This window comes from Streptomyces sp. NPDC042201 (assembly GCF_055582185.1).
Map to the genome: position 1 here is coordinate 222,393 of NZ_JBVJDS010000005.1, position 23,145 is coordinate 245,537.

At 70.4% G+C, this 23,145-nt stretch carries 18 protein-coding genes, 1 tRNA gene and 2 pseudogenes; 14 read left to right on the forward strand and 7 right to left on the reverse strand.

From position 1 onward, the window contains the following. Window position 1 precedes the first annotated feature (1 nt). Window positions 2-964, forward strand: a complete 963-nt coding sequence (locus tag ACZ6MZ_RS14590; protein ID WP_469352034.1) for a hypothetical protein — start codon at window positions 2-4, stop codon at window positions 962-964. 51 nt (window positions 965-1,015) lie between these two features. Here ACZ6MZ_RS14590 and ACZ6MZ_RS14595 read toward each other — a convergent pair. After that, window positions 1,016-1,560, reverse strand: a pseudogene (locus ACZ6MZ_RS14595) (GNAT family N-acetyltransferase). A 461-nt stretch (window positions 1,561-2,021) separates the two neighbouring features. On the opposite strand from ACZ6MZ_RS14595, the pseudogene ACZ6MZ_RS14600 reads away from it, so the two are divergent. Next, a pseudogene (locus tag ACZ6MZ_RS14600) lies at window positions 2,022-2,216 on the forward strand (site-specific integrase); the annotation flags it as partial. Window positions 2,217-2,333: 117 nt separating this feature from the next. Here ACZ6MZ_RS14600 and ACZ6MZ_RS14605 read toward each other — a convergent pair. Continuing rightward, a tRNA-Arg gene (locus tag ACZ6MZ_RS14605) sits at window positions 2,334-2,406 on the reverse strand. Between the two features lie 541 nt (window positions 2,407-2,947). Between ACZ6MZ_RS14605 and ACZ6MZ_RS14610 the strand changes: the two genes are divergently transcribed. The 4 genes from ACZ6MZ_RS14610 (at window position 2,948) to ACZ6MZ_RS14625 (ending at window position 7,391) form a co-directional block, all read left to right on the forward strand. Continuing rightward, complete coding sequence (locus ACZ6MZ_RS14610; protein ID WP_469352036.1) at window positions 2,948-3,355, forward strand: YciI family protein; 408 nt, start codon at window positions 2,948-2,950, stop codon at window positions 3,353-3,355. Between the two features lie 8 nt (window positions 3,356-3,363). Further along, the gene (locus ACZ6MZ_RS14615) at window positions 3,364-4,509 is read left to right on the forward strand and encodes an RNA polymerase sigma factor (protein ID WP_469352356.1); all 1,146 of its coding nucleotides are present in this window, start codon (window positions 3,364-3,366) and stop codon (window positions 4,507-4,509) included. A 277-nt stretch (window positions 4,510-4,786) separates the two neighbouring features. Continuing rightward, the gene (locus tag ACZ6MZ_RS14620) at window positions 4,787-5,542 is read left to right on the forward strand and encodes an SDR family NAD(P)-dependent oxidoreductase (RefSeq protein ID WP_389790605.1); all 756 of its coding nucleotides are present in this window, start codon (window positions 4,787-4,789) and stop codon (window positions 5,540-5,542) included. Window positions 5,543-5,615: 73 nt separating this feature from the next. Beyond that, window positions 5,616-7,391 (forward strand): class I adenylate-forming enzyme family protein, encoded by a 1,776-nt coding sequence (locus tag ACZ6MZ_RS14625; protein ID WP_469352038.1) that lies wholly within the window; start codon window positions 5,616-5,618, stop codon window positions 7,389-7,391. 47 nt (window positions 7,392-7,438) lie between these two features. On the opposite strand, the gene ACZ6MZ_RS14630 is transcribed toward ACZ6MZ_RS14625, so the two are convergent. Continuing rightward, complete coding sequence (locus ACZ6MZ_RS14630; RefSeq protein ID WP_469352040.1) at window positions 7,439-8,770, reverse strand: M6 family metalloprotease domain-containing protein; 1,332 nt, start codon at window positions 8,768-8,770, stop codon at window positions 7,439-7,441. 290 nt (window positions 8,771-9,060) lie between these two features. Between ACZ6MZ_RS14630 and ACZ6MZ_RS14635 the strand changes: the two genes are divergently transcribed. Both ACZ6MZ_RS14635 and ACZ6MZ_RS14640 read left to right on the forward strand, forming a co-directional pair. Then, window positions 9,061-9,714 carry a TetR/AcrR family transcriptional regulator gene (locus tag ACZ6MZ_RS14635; RefSeq protein WP_389790602.1) on the forward strand — a complete coding sequence of 218 codons (654 nt, stop codon included), beginning with the start codon at window positions 9,061-9,063 and terminating at the stop codon, window positions 9,712-9,714. A gap of 277 nt (window positions 9,715-9,991) precedes the next feature. Continuing rightward, complete coding sequence (locus ACZ6MZ_RS14640) at window positions 9,992-11,548, forward strand: MFS transporter (RefSeq protein WP_389790601.1); 1,557 nt, start codon at window positions 9,992-9,994, stop codon at window positions 11,546-11,548. A 100-nt stretch (window positions 11,549-11,648) separates the two neighbouring features. Here ACZ6MZ_RS14640 and ACZ6MZ_RS14645 read toward each other — a convergent pair whose 3' ends face one another. Further along, window positions 11,649-12,173, reverse strand: coding sequence for a MarR family winged helix-turn-helix transcriptional regulator (locus ACZ6MZ_RS14645; RefSeq protein WP_384178959.1), 525 nt, complete (start codon window positions 12,171-12,173; stop codon window positions 11,649-11,651). Between the two features lie 122 nt (window positions 12,174-12,295). Here ACZ6MZ_RS14645 and ACZ6MZ_RS14650 point away from each other — a divergent pair, with 122 nt between their 5' ends. Beyond that, complete coding sequence (locus tag ACZ6MZ_RS14650; RefSeq protein ID WP_469352043.1) at window positions 12,296-13,078, forward strand: dioxygenase family protein; 783 nt, start codon at window positions 12,296-12,298, stop codon at window positions 13,076-13,078. Between the two features lie 56 nt (window positions 13,079-13,134). On the opposite strand, the gene ACZ6MZ_RS14655 is transcribed toward ACZ6MZ_RS14650, so the two are convergent. Next, on the reverse strand, window positions 13,135-14,151 hold the full coding sequence (locus ACZ6MZ_RS14655; protein WP_389790599.1) for a questin oxidase family protein: 1,017 nt from the start codon (window positions 14,149-14,151) through the stop codon (window positions 13,135-13,137). A 104-nt stretch (window positions 14,152-14,255) separates the two neighbouring features. After that, window positions 14,256-14,786 carry a GNAT family N-acetyltransferase gene (locus tag ACZ6MZ_RS14660; protein ID WP_386878673.1) on the reverse strand — a complete coding sequence of 177 codons (531 nt, stop codon included), beginning with the start codon at window positions 14,784-14,786 and terminating at the stop codon, window positions 14,256-14,258. A 152-nt stretch (window positions 14,787-14,938) separates the two neighbouring features. Between ACZ6MZ_RS14660 and ACZ6MZ_RS14665 the strand changes: the two genes are divergently transcribed. After that, the gene (locus ACZ6MZ_RS14665; RefSeq protein WP_389790598.1) at window positions 14,939-15,934 is read left to right on the forward strand and encodes a sigma-70 family RNA polymerase sigma factor; all 996 of its coding nucleotides are present in this window, start codon (window positions 14,939-14,941) and stop codon (window positions 15,932-15,934) included. A gap of 118 nt (window positions 15,935-16,052) precedes the next feature. On the opposite strand, the gene ACZ6MZ_RS14670 is transcribed toward ACZ6MZ_RS14665, so the two are convergent. Then, window positions 16,053-17,093, reverse strand: coding sequence for a helix-turn-helix transcriptional regulator (locus ACZ6MZ_RS14670; RefSeq protein ID WP_389790597.1), 1,041 nt, complete (start codon window positions 17,091-17,093; stop codon window positions 16,053-16,055). A gap of 222 nt (window positions 17,094-17,315) precedes the next feature. On the opposite strand from ACZ6MZ_RS14670, the gene ACZ6MZ_RS14675 reads away from it, so the two are divergent. The 4 genes from ACZ6MZ_RS14675 to ACZ6MZ_RS14690 all read left to right on the forward strand — a co-directional run bounded on the left by ACZ6MZ_RS14675 (window position 17,316) and on the right by ACZ6MZ_RS14690 (window position 22,996). Beyond that, window positions 17,316-18,740: an MFS transporter gene (locus ACZ6MZ_RS14675; protein WP_469352357.1), complete on the forward strand. Its 1,425-nt coding sequence runs from the start codon at window positions 17,316-17,318 to the stop codon at window positions 18,738-18,740. A 252-nt stretch (window positions 18,741-18,992) separates the two neighbouring features. Next, entirely contained in the window at window positions 18,993-19,754 is a 762-nt protein-coding gene (locus ACZ6MZ_RS14680) for a DeoR/GlpR family DNA-binding transcription regulator (RefSeq protein WP_469352045.1), read from the forward strand. Between the two features lie 13 nt (window positions 19,755-19,767). Next, entirely contained in the window at window positions 19,768-20,751 is a 984-nt protein-coding gene (gene pfkB / locus ACZ6MZ_RS14685) for a 1-phosphofructokinase (protein WP_469352047.1), read from the forward strand. Between the two features lie 103 nt (window positions 20,752-20,854). Beyond that, entirely contained in the window at window positions 20,855-22,996 is a 2,142-nt protein-coding gene (locus ACZ6MZ_RS14690) for a PTS fructose transporter subunit IIABC (protein ID WP_469352049.1), read from the forward strand. Window positions 22,997-23,145 lie beyond the last annotated feature (149 nt).

The window sequence follows — 23,145 nt, forward strand, 5'->3', positions numbered from 1 at the left end:
TGTGAACGAGATTTTCGACGACAGCACGCTGACGGAGATCGCCCACCTGATCTGTGGGGACGAGACGCCGCTGCTCTACCGGAAGGGGCACAAGATTGCTGCGTTCTTCCAGCGGGCGGGCTGGGACGACGTTCCGGAGTACGACGGCACACCGAGGCACAAGTGGGCCCGGGAACTCCTCACGGAGCGGCAGGCGGACGGCACGGACGACGCTGAGCGCGCAATTCTGCGTCTGGCGAACCGCCTTGAGTACTACAACCAGCAGCGGGAGTACCACGCCGTGCTGAAGAGACTCAGCGAGGTACTTGTACTCGACGGACGCCGGATCGGCGAGGACGGGGGCCAGCCGGTCCTTGTCCGCTGCGAAGCCGGTTTCGAGGACGAGGTACGGCGGCTGCCGCGTGTCGAGCTGAAGGTCTCCGTCATGGAGGTGGTGAGCGACCCGGAACTCGCCGCAACCGTGCAACTCCGGCTGGACGAGGCACGCACTTGCTATGAGCACGGCGCCTACACGTCAGCGGTCATCATGCTGGGCAGCCTCTTGGAGGGGGTGCTCGCGCATGCCGCTCAGGTCCGCGTCGCAGGCCTACCCATGCCGAAACCGTTGCGGAACATGGGGCTGAACGACTTCTTGAACTTCGCGTACGACAACAAATGGATCGAGTACGACGTCAAGCTGACCTCGGACCTCATCCGGCAGTACAGGAATCTCGTCCATCCCCTGGCGGAGAAACAGAAAGGACACAGCCCGAACCGCGACACACTCGACATGTGCTGGCCCGTGGTGAACGCCACGCTGAACGATCTTGCGGCGACAGCGACAGCGCCCCCTGTTTTATTGCCTTCTGTGCCTGCGCCCGCAGAGCCAGGCCGTGGCCGCAACACCAATGCCTCCACGCAACGCCCAACGCCAGCCTCTGTCGCTCGTCGTCGCCCGGGCGGCGGACCGGTGGCGGGCACTTGAACTGGGGGTGCACCTAATTCAGCGTGGGCGGAGAGCCGCGCATCCCACCGGTCAGCGGCTGGCGCGGATCGACACAGTGAGGACGGGCGAGGCCGGTGACGGCTGGCTCTGCCCGATGTCCTCGTACGTCCCAAGACTTGTAGGGCGCGCGGACCTTTCCGTCGCCGGCGGCCCGGTTGGCCATGAGGGTGACGTACGGCTCGTCGCGTGTGGCGAGGAGGGCGTCGTGGATACGGCGGGCAGTGCTCGTCTTCTGCCGGGCCAGCCGGACGCCGAGGTCCTCAGAGCCACTGCCGGACCCTTGGTGTACTTCTCCGGCGCCGGGCTGGTGCGCTGCCAGTAGCGTTCACCGTGCTCGATGGTGGTGCCGTAGGCGTAGCCGACCGGCCGCTCGTCCGCGTAAGCGAGCACGGCCACGAAGCCTGGCTCGGTGCCGTGGCGATCCAGACGTTCACCGAACGCGGTGACCGCGTAGTTCGGCAGGTGGACAGGTGGAGCAGTGGGGCGCGTACGGCGGCGTATACGTCGACGAGATCGCCGCGAACCGTGTCGAGGGTGGTGAACGTGCGGAGTTGGATGGCGGGCGCAGTGGTCATGCAGGGGTCCTCCAGAGGGCTGCGTGCTCATTCCAAGTCTGCACGGTGGAGCTGTCCGGAGCGGTGGCACGTAGCGGCTCCGAACTCTTGCAGCGCACGCCGCTGCCTACATGATCAACGAGGACGTGTCCTGCTCCGACTACCTGAACCGCTTCAATCACAGTGCCGCCAGCTTGGATGACCCGTTTCCACGCCAGGCGGACACAGAAGGTTACGGACAGCAGGTTGCTACGGCTCTCCTCCTGTCTTTGAACGGCGCCCAAGCGTGCGAGCCCGTTGGTTTGGCTCCCGGCCCTACGTTTGGCCGCTGTTCTGGACCCCGCTGGCCACCCCCATTCGTTCTGGGGGAGCGACGCTGTCAGCCGCTACCTCAGCGTGCACCGTTCAACGCCCGCCGCAGTCGATGAGACCACCGAGGCCGGTCCCTCGTCGACCCGCGCGGCACTGCGTCTCCTTCATCGAAGGCCGCCATCGCAGATATGGAGCCCTACCGGCGCATCGCCGGTCCGGCGACGCGCCGGCGCGTCCGCTCTCCGCTGCGGGCCGCGCTGAACGCCGCGATCACGCAGCAGTTGATCACTTTCAACCCGGCCGCCCACGTCGAGTTGGGGGCGGGCAGGCGCCCCAAGACACTCGTGTGGACCGAGGAGCGCATCGATATTCGGGAGATCAACTTCCCGTCCGCTCACGCAAACGGCCCCGGACGAGGAGTCCGAGGCCGAATAACATGCCTCCCTGGGGGATAAACCCCAGGTCAGAGCGGCAACGCGTTGTGCCCTCGGCAGGATTCGAACCTGCGACACCCGCTTTAGGAGAGCGGTGCTCTATCCCCTGAGCTACGAAGGCGGGGAGTTGTCGGAAGCTGCGTCTAAAACCCGGCCCAAGTGGGGGATGGGTTGCAGGTCAGCCAGACGACAGGGTTGTGGTGGTTTGGCCCGTGAGGGCTAGGCACCGCAAACAGTGTAGCGGGTGGGGTGCCATCCGTACGGGGCAGCTGCGAGGGGCTCGTCCTGCGAGATGACCTGCGCTGCCGGAGGCGCTTCGGGGCGGGCCTCGGCTCAGTCGCGCACCAGCTATGAGCGGTCGCCCCGTTCGTCGAGGTGGGGCGGATTTCATTGGCATGCCCTCCACAGGCTGAACAACTCATCGGTCCGAGTGCTCCGCAACGCGTCAGGACCACACGTACAGTGACGAACGCGAGGCCTCTTCTTGATGCGGTTGCTTGGTCGCTGCTGATCTTGGAATGCCTTGCTCCGCGAGACGGCTCACTCAGGCTCATCTACGCGAGCCAAAAAATTCGGACGGCGATGTCGAGAATCCGTGACTGGCTCCGTCCCCGCAGTGAACGCGGCCAAAATGGGTCGCACCAGCACCGAGGACACACACGATGGCCAAGTACTTGCTGCTCAAGCACTACCGCGGCGCCCCGGCTTCCGTAAACGACGTGCCCATGGACCAGTGGACGCCGGAGGAGATCTCGGCCCACATGCAGTACATGCACGACTTCGCGGCCCGGCTCGAGGGGACCGGCGAGTTCGTCGACGGTCAGGCGCTCGCCCCCGAGGGGACGTTCGTCCGGTACGACGGCGAGGGCCGCCCGCCGGTCACCGACGGCCCATTCGCCGAGACCAAGGACCTCATCGCCGGCTGGATGGTGATCGACGTCGACAGCTACGAGCGCGCCGTCGAGCTGGCCGGGGACCTGTCGGCCGCCCCCGGGGCAGGCGGGAAGCCGATCCACGAGTGGCTCGAGCTGCGCCCGTTCCTGACCGCGCCGCCCACCATCACGGAGTGACCTCTCAGGTGAACGAGGTCCTGCTCCGGAGCCTCACGCCGAGCGTGCTCGGGATCCTCGTCCGCCGCGGAGCCGACTTCGCGGCGGCCGAGGACGCCGTGCAGGACGCGCTGGTCGAGGCGGCCCGCGTCTGGCCGGCCGAGCCGCCGCAGGACCCGAAGGGCTGGCTGGTCACCGTGGCCTGGCGCCGGTTCCTCGACGCGACCCGGGCGGACGCCGCCCGCCGTCGGCGTGAGGACCTCGTCGACGAGGAGCCGGCGCCCGGGCCCTCGCCCGCGGTGGACGACACGCTCCAGCTCTACTTCCTGTGCGCCCACCCGTCGCTGACGCCGTCGTCCGCGGTCGCGCTCACGCTGCGCGCCGTCGGCGGGCTGACCACCCGCCAGATCGCCCAGGCCTACCTGGTGCCCGAGGCGACCATGGCGCAGCGCATCAGCCGGGCCAAGCGCACCGTCTCCGGCGTGCGGTTCGACCAGCCCGGCGCCGTTGCCACCGTGCTGCGCGTTCTCTACTTGGTCTTCAACGAGGGCTACTCCGGCGACGTCGACCTCGCCGCCGAGGCCATCCGGCTCACCCGGCAGCTCGCGGCCGCGATCGACCACCCCGAGGTGGCGGGGCTGCTCGCCCTCATGCTGCTCCACCACGCCCGGCGTGCCACCCGGACCGCGCCCGACGGCAGCCTGGTGCCGCTCGCCGAGCAGGACCGCGGCCGGTGGGACACGGAGTCGATCGCCGAGGGCGTCGAGATCCTGCAGGCGGCCCTCGCCCGCGACCGGCTGGGCGAGTTCCAGGCCCAGGCCGCCATCGCGGCACTCCACGCCGACGCGCCCACCGCCGAGGTGACCGACTGGGTGCAGATCGTCGAGTGGTACGACGAGCTCGCGCGCCTGACCGACAGCCCGGTCGTCCGGCTCAACCGCGCGGTGGCCGTCGGCGAGGCCGACGGACCGCGCGCCGGCCTGGCGGCGCTCGTGCCGCTGGACGACTCACTGCCCCGCCACACCGCGGTGGCGGCGTACCTTCACGAGCGCGACGGCGACCTGGTTACGGCTGCACGGCTGTACGCCGAGGCGGCCCAAAAGGCACCCAACCTCGCCGAGCGCGACCACCTGACGCGCCAGGCCGCCCGGCTCAACACCCGCCGGTGTCGCTGACGGGTCGCGCTCGGCGCGCTGGAAGCGTGGTGTCTCCGTAGACCCGTCCGCTGAAGCGCCCGGTGAAGGTGACCCATCCGCGACGGTTCGGCTGCCCGAAAAGCGGCTCACCCAGGCGACCGTCTTGCCATGTACAGCGCCCGCGCCGGCCGTGCCGTGGCGTCGGAGCACCTGCCCTCGGTGCCGCGCGTTGCTCTGGGGGCGATGAGTTTTTGGGGTGGGGGCGGTCGTTCTTTGGTGGGGCGTGGGCCCCGGGTGGGTGAGGAAGGGAGTGGGCATGTTGCTCAAGCACAAGACGGCCGTGATCTATGGCGGCAGTGGGGCCATCGGCAGTGCCGTGGCGCGGACGTTCGCGCGGGAAGGGGCGCGGGTGTTTCTGGCGGCGCGTACGCCGGGGCCGCTGGAGAAGGTGGCGTCGGAGATCGGGGACGAGGGTGGGGGCGTCGAGACGGCCATCGTGGACGCGCTCGATGAGCGGGCGGTGGACGCGCATGCCGATGAGGTGGTCGCGCGGGCCGGCCGGATCGATGTCTCGCTCAATCTGATCTCGCACAACGACGTGCAGGGCACCCCGCTCGCCGAGATGGAGGTCGCGGACTTCGAGAAGCCCGTCGTGACGGCCCTGCGGACGAATTTTCTGACCGCGCGGGCCGCCGCGCGCCATATGATCCCGCGCCGGTCGGGCGTGATCCTGTTTTTCGGTGGTTACGGGGATCCCATGCGCGGCTTCCATCTGGGCGGGCTCCAAGTCGCCTTCCAGGCGCTCGAAGCGCTGCGCAGGCAGCTGGCCAGTGAGCTGGGGCCGTACGGGATTCGGGCGCTGACCCTGCAGACCGCCGGGGTGGTGGAGACGATTCCCGAGGACTTCGAGGGGCGAGCGGCCATCGTCGAGGACACAGTGGGGCGGACGATGCTCAACCGGGCGGCGTCGCTGGAGGACGTGGCGAATGTGGCCGCCTTCGCCGCCTCCGACCGTGCCCGGTCCATGACCGCGACCGCGCTCAACATCACCTGCGGGACGGAGGTCGACTGAGGCCATTGTTGACCGGGTGTGGGGCGCGGGCATAGCGTCATGGCGTACTGAGCAAGCGCTTAGAGAGGTGCCCGTGCCGCACACCGACACCGACCGAAGCGGCGACCGAAGCGGCGGCCGAAGCGCCGACCGGAGCGGCGGCCGTACGGCCGCGCTGACCGCGCCCGGGGCGCCGTTCGCCGTCGTACGGGACGAGAACGGCTCGCTCCTGTACGCGGACGGGCCCCGTACGCTGCGCGAGTTCGTGGAGACGACCTGGGCGTACGGCGACCAGCCGTTCCTGGTCGCCGAGAGCGGGACGTACACGTACGGGGAGTTCTTCGCCGCCGCCTCCGCGCTGGCCAACCGCCTGGTCGACGTCTACGGGCTGCGGCCCGGCGACCGCGCCGTCGTCGCGATGCGCAATCACCCCGAGTGGCAGATCGCCTTCTGGGCGGCCCAGTTGGCCGGGCTGGTCGCCGTACCCCTCAACGCCTGGTGGACCGAGGACGAGTTCACGTACGCGCTGGACGACTGCACGCCGGGCGTCCTGCTCGTGGATGGCGAACGGCTGCCGCTCGTCGACCGCTGGGCCGAGCGTGAGCGGGTGCGGATCGTCGTCTTCCACCACGACGGCGAGGTGGGCCGGCGGACCGAGCGGTACGAGGACCTGCCCGCCCCCGACCCCTTCGCCGCCCCGCCCGATGTCGAGGTACGCGCCGAGGACGACGCCACCCTCATCTATACGTCCGGCACGACCGGGCGGCCCAAGGGCGCCGTCGCCACGCATCTCGCGCAGGCCGGGGCCGTGATGAACCCGCGGTACTTCGCCGCGGCCTCCGCCCTCGGGCGGGGGCAGATTCCCGGCCAGGGGCCGGCGCCCGTCTCGCTGATGACGTTCCCCTTCTTCCATGTCGCGGCGTTCACCAGCTTCTATTCGACGATGGCCGTCGGCGGCACGCTCGTCCTGATGCGGAAGTGGGACGCCGGGCGGGCGCTGGAACTGATCCGGGAGCACCGGGTGACGCATTACGCGGGCGTCCCGACCACCGCGCTCCAGCTCCTCGACGCCGCCACGGCCGCAGATGACGGTGAGCGTGAGGGTGCGGGTGGACATGAGGGTGACGGGCTGGACACCCTCGTCATGATCAACACTGGCGGTGCCGCCGCGCCGCCCGCCCTGGTCGGCCGGCTCACCGCCCGTTACGGCGAACGCATCGAGCCGCGCAACGGCTACGGCCTGACGGAGACGAGCGGCGGGGTGCTGGCCAACTTCGGCGCCGACTACCGCGCCTTCCCGGGCAGTGTGGGGCGCCCGGCGCCCGCCGTCGACGTACGGATCGCCGGACCCGAAGGCCGGGAACTGCCCGAAGGCGAGGTCGGGGAGCTGTGGCTGCGCGGCCAGTCGCTCGTACGCGGCTACTGGCGGGACGAAGCCGCGAACGCCGAAGCCTTCTCGCCCGACGGCTGGTTCAGGACCGGCGACCTCGCGACCGTGCGCGACGGCCTCGTCAGCATCGTCGACCGGATCAAGGACATGGTTGTCCGCGGCGGCGAGAACATCTACTGCGTCGAGGTCGAGGCCGTACTCCACGACCACCCGGACGTCGTGGACGCCGCCGTGCTCGGTGTCCCGCATCCCGTGCTCGGCGAGGAGGTCGCGGCGGTCGTGCGGCTCAGGCCCGGGGCCGGTACGGACCCCGAGGAGCTGCGGGCGCACGTCGGCAGGAGCCTGGCCGCCTTCAAGGTGCCGGCCCATGTGCTCGTACGGGAGGACCCGCTGCCCCGCAACCCGACCGGCAAGCTCCTCAAGCGCGAGCTGCGGGATGCGGTACGGGAGTACGTCCTCCGCGCTCGCGGCGAAGGGTAAGAAGGGTACAAGGGTTACGAAGGGTGACCAGAGCGGCGGGTGCCCCCTCAGGACCGGGTCACCCGTACCTTGAAGTGCCCGTCCGGCTCCTTCGACAGCACCGAGATCCGGACCCCGTTGTCGCTGTCGTAGAACCACTCTCCCGCCCGGTACGTCGCGTCCGACAGCTCGGCGTGCACATTCGGCCGCCGCGTGCAGCCGCCGCTGTCCCTCGCGCTGTCCGAGACCGTGATCGGGCCGCGCCCGGTGTCGACCGCGGAGTCCACGCGGTAGATCAGTACGCCCGGCTCGCAGACCGCGTCGTCGTTGCCCGCCCGCGTCCGTACCTCCACCGCGTATCCCGATTCCTTGGACACCGGTATGAAGATCATCTTCGAGCCACCGGAGCTGGCCAGCGGGCCCAGCAGATGTTCGCTGAACCCGGGCTTGGACGCACAGCTGATCTGATTGTCGTCGAGCCAGCCGAGCTTCCACTTGTGCCAGCCCAGCAGATCATTGTTGGCGCCCCAGTCCTCGGACATGATGTCCCAGTGCCCGACCGCGCTGCCGCCGTCCATCGTGTAGAGGTCGGGGAGGCCGAAGATATGACCGTTCTCGTGCGGCAGCACGCGGTATCCGGTCTCGGAGTACGACCCCGAGCCGTCGTCCTGGCGGCTGTAGACGAAGGACGTGTTGGAGAGCGGGACGCCGTCCGCGTGCGGGGCGTCCGGGTTGCCGGAGAAGGTCACGGACAGGACGGTGTTCAGCGCGGAGGGTCCGGCGTTGGGCGTGACCAGGATGTTGACCAGGTCGTACGCGCTGAAGTCCACGGCCGGGTCGGCGGCGGTCACGATGTCCTGGACGAGCCGCCGATAGCCCGGCTCGTAGGGTGACCCGCGCTCTATCCCGTACTCCGCGAAGCTCAGCGGCATCCGCAGCCAGTCCGTCAGCGGGGCCTCGGGGCGGTAGTCGAGCCGCCCGTACGAGCTGGTCCTGAACCAGTCCGACGTCTTCGGGAAGAACTCGCCGAGCCGGTCGAGCGCCGACCCGGGCCCCTGCGCGTCCGGGAAGTCGATCATGAGATTGAGCGCGCGGACCGTGCCGGTGGAGCGGGAGTAGCCGGGCGCGGTGGGCAGGCCCTCCGACATCTGTACGGGCGTGGTGGAGGCGACCCGGCACGGGGCGAGGTCGGTGGTCCTGCTGGTGGCGGAGGGCCCCGGCGAGGCGCGGGTGGGGCTGCTGAGATTGCCGCTCGCCGTGGTCAGGGCGGCGAGCGTGAGCGCCGTGAGGCCGGCCATCGCGCAGAGCCGGACGGGCCCGCTCGTGTGTCGCGGCTTTCTGGAGTGTCTCGGGGTTCCGGCACTGCCACCGGGTCCGCGTATGCGACGCGTCTGCTGCATGCGGTCGCCTCCGGGTTCGCGGCAGCCGGCCGTCCTGACTGCTCTCTGTTCGATCACCCTCCGTCCGTGGGCGTGTCGGCGCTCGCTGGGTGCGCCGATCGGGGGTTCTTCCAGGTCCAGGGTTTTGTGACCCAGGTCACTTGGCTCCGCGAAATAACCGGGGATGGCTTCCCCGTTTGCACCTGTGTCCCCGGTAAGCGGGGATGCGGTCCCCGGTTGTACAGACGTTTTATAGATCCGTGTACCGGAATCGCTTCCAAGGCCTCTTATGTACGAGGAAAGGGCATGACGTGACCACCGCCGCCGAACCCGAAGCGCGCCGAGTACCCCGGCCGCGAGCGGACGCTCTGCGCAACCGGGAGCGGATCGTGGCGGCGGCGCGTGAGATGTTCGTCGAGTACGGCCCCGAGGCCCCGCTCGACGAGATCGCCCGCCGGGCCGGCATCGGCAATGCCACGCTCTACCGGCATTTCCCCGACCGGCATGCCCTCGTCCACGAAGTCGTGATCTCCGTCATGAACCGCACCGCCGAACAGGCGGAGAGGGTTACTGTCGAGGAGCCCGACCCGTTCACCGCGCTGCGCCGCTTCGTGCACGCGGCGGCCGACGAGCGGATCGGAGCGCTCTGCCCGATGCTCTCCGGTGCGTTCGACCACGACCGTCCCGATCTGGACGCCCAGCGGTCGCGCCTCGAAGGCGCCATCGAAAGGCTGATGGAGCGGGCACGCCAGGCGGGACAACTGCGTACGGATGTCGCCGTCGGCGATCTGATGGTCGCGCTGTCCCAGCTCACCCGCCCGCTGCCGGGCACCGGCTGTATGAACATGGACCGGTTCACCCACCGGCATCTGCAGCTGTTCCTCGACGGACTGCAGGCTCCGGCCCGGTCCGAACTGACCGGCTCGGCCGCGACCCTGGAGGATCTGCGCCGCGACGCTCCGTGACGCGCCCCTGAACCTTGAACTTCGCCCGACGGCCTCGGCCCGACGGCTCCGCCCCCGCGGCCCAGGCCCAGCTCAGGCCAGGGCCCGGCGTGGCGCAGGCCCGGCCAGGTGCCTCCAGGCGCCTCGTACCTCCTTCTGCCCGTCGCTCCGTCACGCCGTGGCCCCAGTGACCCCAGTGACTTCATGACCCCAGTGACTCCATGACCTCGTAAGTCACGCAGCGTCGCCTGTACTTACGTACGTTTTCGCCTTTCTGCACCCTTAGGTGGCTACCTCCATGCCAAAAACAGCCGACACGCGGCTCCCTGACCCGAACGCTCCGCTCCCTGATCCGAGCACCCCGCTGGCCGATCCCACCCGCTGGAAAGCGCTGGCGTTCGTTGCCCTCGCCCAGCTGATGGTCGTGCTCGACGCGACGATCGTGAATATCGCACTGCCGTCCGCCCAGCAGGACCTGGGGATATCGGACGGCAACAAGCAGTGGGTCATCACCGCCTACGCCCTCGCCTTCGGCGGTCTGCTGCTCTTCGGCGGACGTATCGCCGACCTGTGGGGCCGCAAGCGCACCTTTGTCGTCGGTCTGCTCGGCTTCGCCGCCGCGTCCGCCATCGGTGGCGCCGCCACCAGCGAGGCGATGCTGCTCGGCTCCCGGGCGCTCCAGGGCGCCTTCGGCGCGCTGCTCGCGCCGGCCGCGCTGTCGCTGCTCGCGGTGATGTTCACCGACGCCAAGGAGCGCGCGAAGGCCTTCGGTATCTACGGGGCCATCGCCGGTGGCGGTGGCGCTGTGGGACTGATCCTCGGTGGCGTCCTCACCGAGTACCTGGACTGGCGCTGGACGTTCTTCGTCAACGTCCCCTTCGCGATCGTGGCCGCCCTGGGCGCGTACTTCGTGATCCGTGAGCCGTCGGGCAGCCGCAACCGCTCCCCGCTGGACATCCCCGGCGTCGTGCTCTCCACGCTGGGCCTGGTCTCGCTGGTGTACGCCTTCACCCGCGCCGAGTCCAACGGCTGGTCCGACTCGTCGACCATCTCGCTCTTCGTCGGCGCCGCCGTGCTGCTGCTGGCCTTCGCCGTCGTCGAGTCGAAGGTCAAGTCCCCGCTGCTGCCGCTGCGCGTGGTGGCCGACCGCAACCGCGGTGGGGTCTATCTCTCCCTCGGCCTCGCCATCATCGCGATGTTCGGCCTGTTCCTCTTCCTGACCTATTACCTCCAGGTCGTGAAGGGATACAGCCCGGTCATGACCGGTTTCGCCTTCCTGCCGATGATCGCGGGCATGATCACGGGCTCGACGCAGATTGGCGCTCGCCTGATGACCCGGGTGCCGCCGCGCCTGCTGATGGGCCCCGGCTTCCTGGTCGCCGCCACCGGCATGCTGCTGCTGACCCAGCTGGAGATGGGTTCCTCGTACGCGGGTCTGATCCTGCCGGCGCAGCTGCTGCTGGGCCTCGGTATGGGTACGGCGTTCATGCCGGCCATGTCGCTCGCGACGCACGGCATCGAGCCGCGGGACGCGGGCGTCGCCTCGGCGATGGTGAACACCTCGCAGCAGGTGGGCGGCGCGATCGGTACGGCGCTGCTGAACACCATCGCGGCCTCCGCCACCACCGCGTATGTCGCCGCCCACGCGGCGACCTCCAGCAACCGCAGGCTGCTGGAGCTGCAGGCGATGGTGGAGGGCTACTCCAGCGCCATCTGGTGGGCGGTCGGCATCCTGGCGGTCGCCGCCACGATCGCGCTGACCTTCATCACCACCGGGCGTCCCGGCGCCTCGCCGGTCGCCTCGGGCGCCACGGGTGCCGAGGACGAGGTCAAGATGCCGGTCGCGATGCACTGACTGCCCGATGTACTGACGGCCGCCTCTGGAAGGCGACGTACGGCCCTGACAGTAAAACGGGGCAAGAGAGAAGCCGGATCTGCCCTGGTGCCGCCGCGGTTCAGCGGCGCCAGGGCAGATCCGCTCCCGTGCCCTCCGGCTGAAGCCCCTCGGCCATCACCCGCATGATCTCGCCGAGCTGGGTCACCTGCTCCGGGCTGAGCCGGTCGAAGATCGCCTGGCGTACGGCGGCCACATGGTCGGGTGCCGCCTGCTTCAGCACCTCGTTGCCCTGGTCCGTCAGGAACGCGTTCTGGCCGCGCTTGTCGGAGGGACAGTCCTCGCGCTGCACCCAGCCGTGCTGCTCCAGCCGGGAAACGGCATGGGAGAGCCGCGACCTGGTGATCTTGGCGTCCATGGCCAGCTGGGTCATCCGCATGCGGCGCCGCGGGGCCCGCGCGAGATGCACCAGCAGCGCGTAGTAGATGTGCGGCATCCCGGAGTCGCGCTGGAGCTGGCGGTCGAGATGGTCCTCCAGCAGCGTCGTCGCCTGGACATACGCCTGCCAGACGCGCTGCTCCTCGTCGCTGAGCCAGCGAGGCTCCCCGCCCGTACCGGCGCCGCTGCCGGTGGATGCCATGGTCATGTCTTCCACTGTACCCATTCTTGAAAGTTAAACTAGATGCGACTACTGTCGTATGGGCTGAATGCTTGAGGATTCAAATAGCTTCAGCCGGGAAGAGACCACACGCAGACCGGGGAGTCGCCATGAACGCCGTCGCGGAGCGCATGCCCGCCCTCTATCTCTCCCATGGCGCCCCGCCCCTCGCCGACGATCCCGTCTGGCCCCGTGAGCTGGCCGCCTGGTCCGCGACGCTGCCCCGGCCCACGGCGGTCCTGATGGTCTCCGCCCACTGGGAAGAGGCCCCGCTCGCGCTCGGCGCGACCGGGACCGTGCCGCTGGTGTACGACTTCTGGGGTTTTCCCGAGCGCTATTGCGGGGTACGGTACGCGGCCCCCGGAGCGCCGGAACTCGCGGAGTCCGTAAGGAAGTTGCTGCGGGGCCCCGGCGTGCCCGTACAGGACGTGCCGGACCGCGGGCTCGATCACGGGGCGTATGTGCCGCTGGTGGAGATGTTCCCGGAGGCCGACATTCCGGTACTCCAGGTGTCCATGCCCACGCTCGACCCGCGGAAGCTGCTGGAGATCGGCCGCAGGCTGGCGCCGCTGCGGGACGAGGGGGTGCTGATCGTCGGCAGTGGCTTCTTCACCCACAACCTGGCCGCGCTGCGACAGGCGGGCGGCGGGGTGCCCGGCTGGTCGGCGGAGTTCGACGACTGGGGGACACGGGCGCTGCTGGCGCAGGACGTCGACGCGCTGCTGGACTTCGAGCACAAGGCCCCGGCCGGCCGGCTGGCCCACCCGCGCACCGAGCACTTCGCGCCGCTGTTCGTGACGCTGGGGGCGTCGGAAGGCGAGCTGGATACGGGCCGGAGCGTGATCGACGGCTTCTGGATGGGGCTGGCGAAGCGTTCGGTGCAGTTCGGCTGAGCGTCCCGGGGCTGCTCGAGCCGGCGTCGTACGAGCCGGGGCCGTACAGCGTCGCCCTACAGCGCCGGCTCGTTCAGGTCGATGGACCGGACCGCCGCCGCCAGCGCCGTACCGTCCCCGACATCCAGCGCGGTGTCGGTGAACTTGATCGTATGGTCGTCGCCGTGCGCCGCGGCCCGCTCGAAGACCTCCTCCGAGGTCAGCCGGGTCGGTGCGTACGGCGCCGGGGTGGCCGGTGAGTACGCGGCGGTGACCGCGGCGCTCGCCGCCCAGGCCGCCTCCAGGCTCGGCGCCCACAGCTCGCGGGGGAGCGCGGGCAGGGTACGCAGCACGGCGTTCGGCGCGGTCGCGGCATGCACCAGCATGATCGGCGCGCCGTGGCCATGGCTCGCGTACCGGTGCACCGCTGCCGCCACCAGCTCGGCCAGCCGGTCCCGTACGTCATCAGGAGCGAGCGGCAGGCCCCGCGCCGGAGGCCAGTCCGGGAAGGCGGTGAGCCCGGCGAACCGTTCCACGATCCCGCCCGTCTGGTCCGGCACCCGCGGTACGGCGTCCAGCGCGGCGGCGGCGTCCGGCACCGGGGCCAGCAGTCCGAGCACCGGCAGCGGCTGATGCCGGGCGGCCCAGTAGCCGAGCGCGTGCGCCAGCTCCATGACGCGCGGCGCGGTCTCGTCCGTGGTCAGCAGTGTCCGTACGGCATGCCCCACCCGGATCGCCGGATGCGTCGCCCCGGCCGCGATGCCGGGCAGCAGCCGCGGCCACCACTCCGCGAGCACGTCGCGCCAGGGGCGCTCGGCGGTCTCGCGCGCGAAGTACACCGTCCAGTCGGCGATCCGCCGCGGATCCCCGAGGGCCGCCTGCCAGTTCGCCGCCGTCACCGGGGTGTCGGTGGGCGGCATGTCCTCCAGCTTCGCGCTGTAATAGTCCAGCCAGCGATGGACGACCGGCGCCTGACCGTGCCGTACCAGCGCCTCCACGGCCATCGGGCCGTGGTTGCTCAGCCAGCCGTCCCGCTCAGGCCCGGAGACGTGCAGCCGCTCCAGCGATTCGTCGAGAATGCCCGTGGTGTCCATACTCTTCACGCTAGGCCGGTTGCGCGCGGCGCGTATCGGGCCGTGGACCCAGCCAGGGACGGCCTGGACCTAGGGCGGGCCCGCGAAGATCCGCCGGACAGGGACTAGGCCTCGGGGCCGAGTGGCTTCTCGTACCAGGCGACGTCCCAGTACCGGCCGAACTTCCGGCCGACCTCCTCGTACGTCCCGACGTGCCGGAAGCCGAAACGCAGGTGCAGCCGGGCCGAGGCCTCGTTCGGCTGGGCGATCCCCGCGTAGGCGCGGTGCAGGTCCTCGCCCTCCAGGGCCTCGAAGAGCGCCTTGTAGAGCAGCGTGCCGATACCGCGCCCCGCCGCGTCCGGCGCGCAGTAGACGCTGACCTCGACCGACGTCGAGTACGCGGGCTTGGGCCGGAAAGGACTGCTGGTTACGTACCCCAGAATGCGGGCAGACGGGACATCCTGAGCAACCAAAAGCCGGTGCGGTCCGTCTTCAGGGTGGGAACGCAGCCAGGGCAGCCGCTCCTCGGGGGTGAAGGCAACGGTGTCGAACGTAATGGCGGTCTCGTGGACGTAGTGGTTGTAGATGTCCGTGAGCGCGCCGAGGTCGGCCGCCGCTCCGGCCCTGACCTGCACTTCCGTCGCCCCCTGCACCATCTGTCCTCCCCGGTGGCGGCACAGGGTACTGCATGATCACAGAAAATCCTGTACGGCTTGGGAATTCTGTCCGGATTCCAGTCGTTGTTTCCTTCGGATGCAGGGCACCCGGAAGGGTGTCGCGACCTACTCAGTTCAGTAAGGGAGCTCGCATGGCAACCCGTGCCGTCGCCCGTCGTACCGCCACCGGCGGGACGAAAGCGGCAAGCAGTGTTCGCGCTGTAGGCGGGGAGATCGCCGACCGCGACCTGGTCGGCATGTACCTCGACGAGATCGCGCGTACGCCGCTGCTCGACGCAGCAAAGGAAGTCGACCTGTCCCAGACCATCGAGGCCGGAGTCTACGCCCGGCAGATCCTCGACGGAGAGGTCGAGAGCGAGGCGGATGGCGCTTCGCAGGAGGAGCTCGAGGCGCTCGTCGCCGAGGGTGAGCGCGCGAAGGACGTCTTCATACGCTCGAACCTCCGCCTGGTGGTAGCGGTGGCGCGCCGCTACCCGCGCAGTGGTCTGCCCCTGCTCGACCTGATCCAGGAGGGCAACGCGGGCCTGGTGCGCGCGGTGGAGAAGTTCGACTACGCCAAGGGCTTCAAGTTCTCGACGTACGCGACCTGGTGGATCCGCCAGGCCATCACCCGCTCCATAGCGGACCAGTCCCGCACGATCCGGCTGCCGGTTCATCTGGTGGAGGAGCTGGGCAGGATCCGCCGTGTGCAGCGCGAGTTCAACCGGGAGAACGGCCGGGATCCCGAGCCCGCCGAGGTCGCCGCCGAGCTGGGTTCGAACCCGTCCCGGGTCAACGATGTGCTGGACTGGGCCCGTGACCCGGTCAGCCTGAACATGTCGGTGGACGACGACGGGGACACGCAGTTCGGTGATCTCCTGGAGGACACCTCCGCCGTCTCGCCGGAGCAGTCCGTGCTCACGCTGCTGCGCAGCGAGGAGCTCGAAGACCTGATCGGCAAGCTCGACGACCGTACGGCCTCCATCATCAAGATGCGGTACGGCATCGAGGACGGCCGGGAGCGGACGCTGACCGAGGTCGGCAAGCAGCACGGCCTGACCCGGGAGCGGATCCGGCAGATAGAGAAGCACGCGCTCCTGGAGCTGAAGAAAATGGCTCGGGACACAGGTTTCGACGCGGCGGCGTGACGTCGCCGTCCTGTAGCCGTAGTGTCCCCCTTACTCGTACTGTTTCTCTGTACGAGCCGGCCGATTCGTCGGCCCCCTCAGACGAGCCCCGGCACCAACCCCCCCCAGGTGCCGGGGCTCACCTCTGTCCTGTGGTCCTTCCGGGGCTCGTGGTCCTTCCGGTGTCAGCGCCCGGGATGGCAGCGCTCGTTTCGGGTCCTGTGGCTGCCGCCCGGGTGAGCCTGGCCCCCAGTTCGCTCAGATGGTCGGTCAGCTGGGCCGGCCCATGGACGGTGAACTCGCAGTCCACCAAGGCCAGTCGGACCGCCAGCCACTCCAGGGAGTCGCTCGCCGTGGTGCGCAGCCGGCAGGAGTCCTGGCCGGTCGGCTCCGGTGTGCCGAGGACGGCGGGCAGCCGCCCCGCCACGAACTCGGCGGGTGCCGCGAAGCTCACATCCACCTCGATCCGCGGCTGCATCCGGGACATGGACCGGCTCAGGAACTCCGCCGCGTCCCCGCTCGGCAGCTCGCGCGGGCTGAAGCGCGCGCCGGTCGCGAACGGGTCGCTGACCCGGTCGACGCGGAACGTACGCCAGTCGTCGCGCCCGAGGTCGTACGCCACCAGGTACCAGCGCCGGCCGGTGGAGACCAGCCGGTACGGCTCGACCTGCCGTCTGGTCTCCGTACTGTCCCTGGAGCGATAGGCGAAGCGCAGCCGCTCGGTGCCGGTGACGGCGGCGGCCATCACGGTCAGCGTGCGCGGGTCGATGGTCGCGCCGTCGCCCCGGGTGAGCGGGATCGTCGCGGTCTGGAGGGTGGAGACGCGGTGCCGCAGCCGGGACGGCAGCACCTGTTCCAGCTTGGCGAGAGCGCGTACGGAAGCCTCGTCGACGCCCTCGATGGCGTGGCCGGCCCCGGCCCGCAGTCCGACCGCGATGGCGACGGCCTCCTCGTCGTCGAGGAGCAGCGGTGGCATGGCCGTACCGGCGACCAGCCGGTAGCCGCCGATCGCGCCCCTGGTGGCCTCGACGGGGTAGCCGAGGTCGCGCAGCCGGTCGATGTCGCGGCGGATGGTGCGCGGGCTGACATCGAGACGCTCGGCCAGCTCGCTGCCCGGCCACTCGCGCGGGGTCTGGAGGAGGGAGAGCAGACTGAGGAGCCGTGCCGGGGTGTCGGTCATGGGATCCATGGTGCGCGCCATCTAGGACATCATCTGACCTAGATGGCCGCTAGCTTGCTCCGCATGAGCTCCTCCTCCTCGCCCGCCGTACTGGATACGGCCTCCCATTCCGCAGAGTCCGGCGCCGGTGCCTCTTCTGGCGACGGTGCTGCTTCCGGGTCCGGTTCCGAGTCCGGTTCCGGGTCCGCCGACCGCCGTCGCTGGCTGGCGCTGGCCGTGGTCATGACCGCGGCCTTCATGGACCTGGTCGACGTCACCATCGTCAATATCGCCATCCCGAGCATCGAACGGGATCTGGGGGCCACGTTCGGAGCGATCCAGTGGATCACCGCCGGATACGCGCTGGCCTTCGCCGCCGGGCTGATCACGGGTGGCCGGCTCGGTGACATCTACGGCCGTAAGCGGCTCTTTCTGATAGGTATCACCGGCTTCACGATCGCCTCCGCGCTCTGCGGCTTCGCGGCGAGCCCGGAGATGCTGGTCGGCTCCCGGCTGTTCCAGGGCGCGATGGCCGCGATGATGGTGCCTCAGGTGCTGGCGATCATTCATGTCACCTTCCCCGCGCACGAACGCGGCAAGGTCTTCGGGATGTTCGGCGCGATCATCGGCCTCGGCGCCGTCTCGGGCCCGCTGCTCGGCGCGCTGCTCACGCAGTGGAACCTCTTCGGTCTCGAATGGCGCCCGATCTTCCTGATCAATCTGCCGGTCGGGATCGCGGGTGTGCTGCTCGGCCGGAAGTTCATCACCGAGTCCAAGGCTCCCCAGGCGCTCCGGCTCGACCTGGTCGGGGTGGTGCTGGTGACGGGCTCGCTGCTGATGCTGATCTATCCGCTGACGCGCGGGCGTGAGCTGGGCTGGCCGCTGTGGGGCCATGTGTGCATGATCAGCAGCCTGGCCGTCTTCGCGGGCTTCGTCGCGTACGAGAAGCGGAAGGCGCGCAAGGACGGGTCGCCGCTGGTGGAGCTGTCGCTGTTCAAGGTGCGGAGCTTCGCCGCGGGCATCGCCGTACAGCTCACCTTCGGTGTCGCGCTGGGCATCTTCTTCCTGGTCTGGACGCTCTACATGCAGGTCGGTCTCGGCTGGAGCCCGCTGCGGGCGGGCCTGACGGGAGTGCCGTTCTCGATCGCGGTGTCGGTCGCGGCCGGGCTGTCCGTACAGAAGCTGGTGCCGCGCTTCGGCCGGAAGGTGCTCCAGGCGGGCGCGCTGACGATGGTGGTGGGCCTGCTGCTCTACATCTGGGAGGCCGGGCGGTACGGGATGGGGATCCACTCCTGGCAGATGGCGCTGCCGCTGGTGGTCATGGGCCTCGGGATGGGCCTGATCGTGGCGCCGCTGACGGACGCGGTGCTGTCGGGGGTGCCGCGCGAGCACTCGGGCTCGGCGTCCGGCCTGATCAACACCACGCAGCAGATGGGCAACGCGCTGGGGCTCGGGCTGGTGTCGGTGGTGTTCTTCGGGGTGGTCGACGACCGGATGGCCGCCGCAGGACAGCCGGGCGCGGCGGGTGCGCTGGGCTCGGCCTTCGCCGACGGGTTCCAGAACGCGCTGTGGTGGGTCGTGGCGGTGCTCGTGGCGATCTTCGCGGTGATGTTCGCGCTGCCGGCCCGGCCGAGCGCGCACGTGGAGGAGGCGGGCGTCGCGGAGTAACGGCTCGGCGCGTCAGCCGCGCGTCGGCCGTACGCCCGATGCGCGTCGGACCAGCCCCGGCGGCCACTGGCTGCCGGGGCTTCGACGTGCCTGCGGTCGTGGTGCGTTCGGGACGCGGGGTGAGGGGGCGCGGGTGCGGGTGCGATGCCCGATCGTGTCCGTACCGCGCCCGGATCTGTTTACTTTCTGGAAATCCGGGCGTAGCGTGTCCGCGAAACCACAGGTTCGGGCACGGAACGGACGTAAACCCACATGTACGCACCGGAGCGTCAGCAGGAGATCCTGCGCCTGGCCCGTGAGGGCGGCCGCGTCGATGTGCTGTCGCTCGCCGAGGAGTTCCAGGTCACCGCCGAGACCGTACGGCGGGATCTCAAGGCCCTCGACCGCGCCGGGCTCGTACGGCGGGTGCACGGCGGGGCCATACCGGCCGGGCGGCTCGACTTCGAGCCCGACCTCGCGGAGCGCGAGTCCACCGCCGCCGACGAGAAGGACCGCATCGCGCACGCGGCGCTCGCCGAGCTGCCGCAGGACGGGAGTGTGATCCTCGACGCGGGGTCGACCGTGGCCCGGCTCGCGGCGGCTCTTCCGCTGGACTGTGGGCTCACCGTCGTCACCCACGCGCTGCCCGTCGCGGCCCGCCTCGCCGACCACCCCGGCATCGACCTCCATCTCGTCGGCGGCAGGGTCAGGCACCGCACGCGGGCGGCCGTCGACGCCTGGGCGCTGCGGGCGTACGGGGAGATCCGCGCCGATGTCGTCTTCCTCGGCACCAACGGGTTCTCGCCCGACGGCGGTCTCACCACCCCGGACCTCGCCGAGGCCGCCGTCAAGCGCGCGCTCATCGGGGCCGCCCGGCGGGTGGTGCTGCTAGCCGACTCGGCCAAGCACGGCCAGGAGCACTTCGCCCGCTTCGGCGCGCTGGCCGATGTCGATCTGCTCATCACCGACAGCGGGCTCAGCCCTTCGGACGCCGCGGCGGTCGAGGCCGCGGGCGCCGAAGTGCTGAGTGTTTAGGAGCACGCGCCGCATGATCCTCACCGTCACCCCGAACCCGAGCCTGGACCGTACGTACGAAGTCCCGGCCCTCGACCGCGGCGAAGTGCTGCGGGCCACCGCCGAGCGCATGGACCCCGGCGGCAAGGGCGTCAACGTCTCGCGGGCCCTCGCCGCGGCCGGGCGGCGCACGGTCGCCGTACTGCCGCTCGGCGGTGCGCCGGGCGCGCTCGTCGCCGAGCTGCTCGCGAGGCAGGGCATCGAGGTCGCTCCGGTGCCGGTCGCCGGTGCCACCCGCTCCAACATCGCGCTGGCCGAGCCCGACGGCACCTTGACGAAGATCAACGCGCCGGGGCCCGAGCTGACCGCCGCCGAGTCGGAGTCGCTGCTCTCCACGGTCCGTACGCAGATCCACGCGCAGGTCCGTACGCAGGTCCGTACGCACGCGGACTCCGTGGCCTGGATCGCCTGCTGCGGCAGCCTGCCGCGCGGGCTCGCCCCCGAGTGGTACGCCGAGCTGGTCGCCCGCGCCCATCACGCCGGGGCCAGGATCGCGCTGGACACCTCAGGTCCTTCGCTGCTGGCCGCGCTCCGGGAGCGGCCCGATGTGGTCAAGCCGAACGCCGAGGAACTCGCCCGGGCCGTCGGCCGCCCCCTCGTCACGGTGGGCGACGCGGTCAAGGCCGCGGAAGAACTGCGGACGTACGGCGCCGGGTCCGTCCTCGCCAGCCTCGGCGCGGACGGTCAGCTGCTGGTCTCGGACGCGGGGACGTACTTCGGCTTCGCCGCGGTCGCCGCCGTCCGAAGTAATGTCGGTGCGGGTGATGCCTCCCTGGCCGGCTTCCTGGCGGCGGGCGGCGAAGGCCCGGACGCCCTGGCGTCCGCCGTCGCGCACGGCGCGGCGGCGGTGCAGCTGCCGGGCAGCGTGATGCCGTCGCCCGCGGACCTGGACCCGTCGGCGGTCACGGTGACCGCGGATATCCCGCTGGACCGTCCCCTCACGGAGCCCGCCTCATGAGTTCTGCCCGTTCGCTTTCTTTCTGCCTCCCTCTGAATCCGACCCGCCTGAATCCGACCCTTCTGAACCTGACCTGCGCGATATGCGAGCAAAGGAGTCCGCGATGAGCGGCATGATCACCGCGGACCTGGTCGACCTCGACCTGGCCGCCGAGACAAAGGAAGCCGCGGCCCGCTCGCTGGCCGAGCGGATGGTGGCCCTGGGCCGGGTCACCGACCTGGACGGCTTCCTGGCCGACGTGGCGGCGCGCGAGGCGCAGATGCCGACCGGCCTCGACGGCGGCATCGGCATCCCGCACTGCCGCAGTGCTCATGTCAGCGAACCGACCCTGGCCTTCGGCCGCTCGGCGCGGGGCATCGACTTCGGAGCCCCGGACGGCCCGGCGGACCTGATCTTCCTGATCGCGGCCCCGGCCGGCGCCGACGACGCCCATCTGACGATCCTGTCGGCCCTCGCCCGCCGCCTGATGGACGCGGACTTCACCGCTGCCCTGCGGACGGCGACGGACGCGACGGCGACGGCCTCCCTGATCAGCGGCGAGGAGCCGCAGACGGGCGCGGAGGCCGATGCCGCCGCCACGGCGCCGCCCACGGCCCCCGAGGCGGGCGCAGGCGCGGAGGCGGGCGCGGAGGCGGGTACGGACGCGGGCGTGGACGCGGGTGTGGGCGACGGGACGGACGCCACCGCGTCAGGCGACCCGGCTGGTGACCCGACCGGCGACTCGTCCGGTGGCGGTCATGTCTTCCGGATCGTCGCCGTGACCTCCTGCCCCACCGGGATCGCGCACACCTACATGGCCGCCGAGTCCCTGGAACAGGCCGGACAGGTCGCGGGCGTCGAGGTGGTCGTGGAGCCCCAGGGATCGGCCGGGTTCAACCGGCTCGACCCCGCCGTCATCGCCGCCGCCGACGGCGTGATCTTCGCGCATGACGTGCCCGTACGGGAGAAGGAGCGGTTCGCCGGGAAGCCCACCGTCGACGTCGGCGTCAAGGCCGGCATCAACCGGGCCGCCGAACTGATCGCCGAGGTGCGCGGCAAGGCCGAACGCGGCGAGATCACCGGAGCCGTGTCCGGCACCGGCCATGCCTCACCCGTGGACAACGCCGGCGAGCCCGGCGAGGGCTACGGCAGCAAGCTGCGCACGTGGCTGATGTCCGGCGTGAGCTACATGGTCCCGTTCGTGGCCGCCGGCGGACTCCTGATAGCCCTCGGCTTCGCCCTCGGCGGCTACACCATCAACAAGGCGCCGTCCGTCGCCGAGCACTTCATCTGGACGGAGCACACCAGCTGGGCCGCTCTGCTGTTCCAGATCGGCGGTCTGGCGTTCAGCTTCCTGGTGCCCGTCCTCGCGGGCTATATCGCGTACGGGATGGCCGACCGCCCAGGTCTGGTGCCCGGCTTCGTCGGCGGCTCCATCGCCCTCACCATCAACGCGGGCTTCCTCGGCGGTCTGGCCGCCGGCCTGATCGCGGGTGGCACCGTGATGGCCATCCAGCGGCTGAAGGTGCCGACCCCGCTGCGCGGCATCATGCCGGTCGTCGTGATCCCACTGGTCTCCTCCGCGATCGTCGGCTTCCTGATGTTCCTGGTGGTCGGCAAACCCATCGCCTCGCTCCAGAAGGCGCTGACCGACTGGCTGTCCGGACTCTCCGGGGCCAACGCGATCATCCTTGGCGTCGTGCTCGGCCTGATGATGTGCTTCGACCTGGGCGGGCCGCTGAACAAGGTGGCGTACGCCTTCGCGGTCGGCGGTCTCGCCAACCCCAACGAGGGCAGCCTCAAGGTCATGGCCGCCGTGATGGCCGCGGGCATGGTCCCGCCGCTCGCGATGGCGCTCGCCACGACCGTACGCGGCAAGCTGTTCACCCGCACCGAGCGGGAGAACGGCAAGGCCGCCTGGGTGCTGGGCGCGTCCTTCATCACCGAGGGCGCGATCCCCTTCGCCGCGGCCGACCCGCTGCGGGTGATCCCGTCGGCGATGGTGGGCGGCGCCGTGACCGGTGCGCTGTCGATGGCCTTCGAGTGCACCCTGCGGGCCCCGCACGGCGGCATCTTCGTGATCCCGCTGATCGGCAACCCGGTGCTCTACCTGGTCGCCATCGCGGCGGGTACGGCGGTCAGCACCGGACTTGTCATCCTGCTCAAGGGAGCCCGGAAGACGGGCCGTCCGGAGCAGGGCGCGGCGGCGGGAGCGGCCGGGGACGGGGGAGCGGCGGCGGAAGCCAAGGTGCCGGTGGCCGCCTGAGCCCGGCCCTCACGGCCGTACGCCGCGCACCCCGCCGGCGTACGGCCTCACCTTGGCCGCACCTCACCGCACCGCACGACGCCTCACCCCACGGCGCCTCACCGCACCGCACCGTGCCTCACCGCACGGCGCGGCCCGGCGCTTCACCG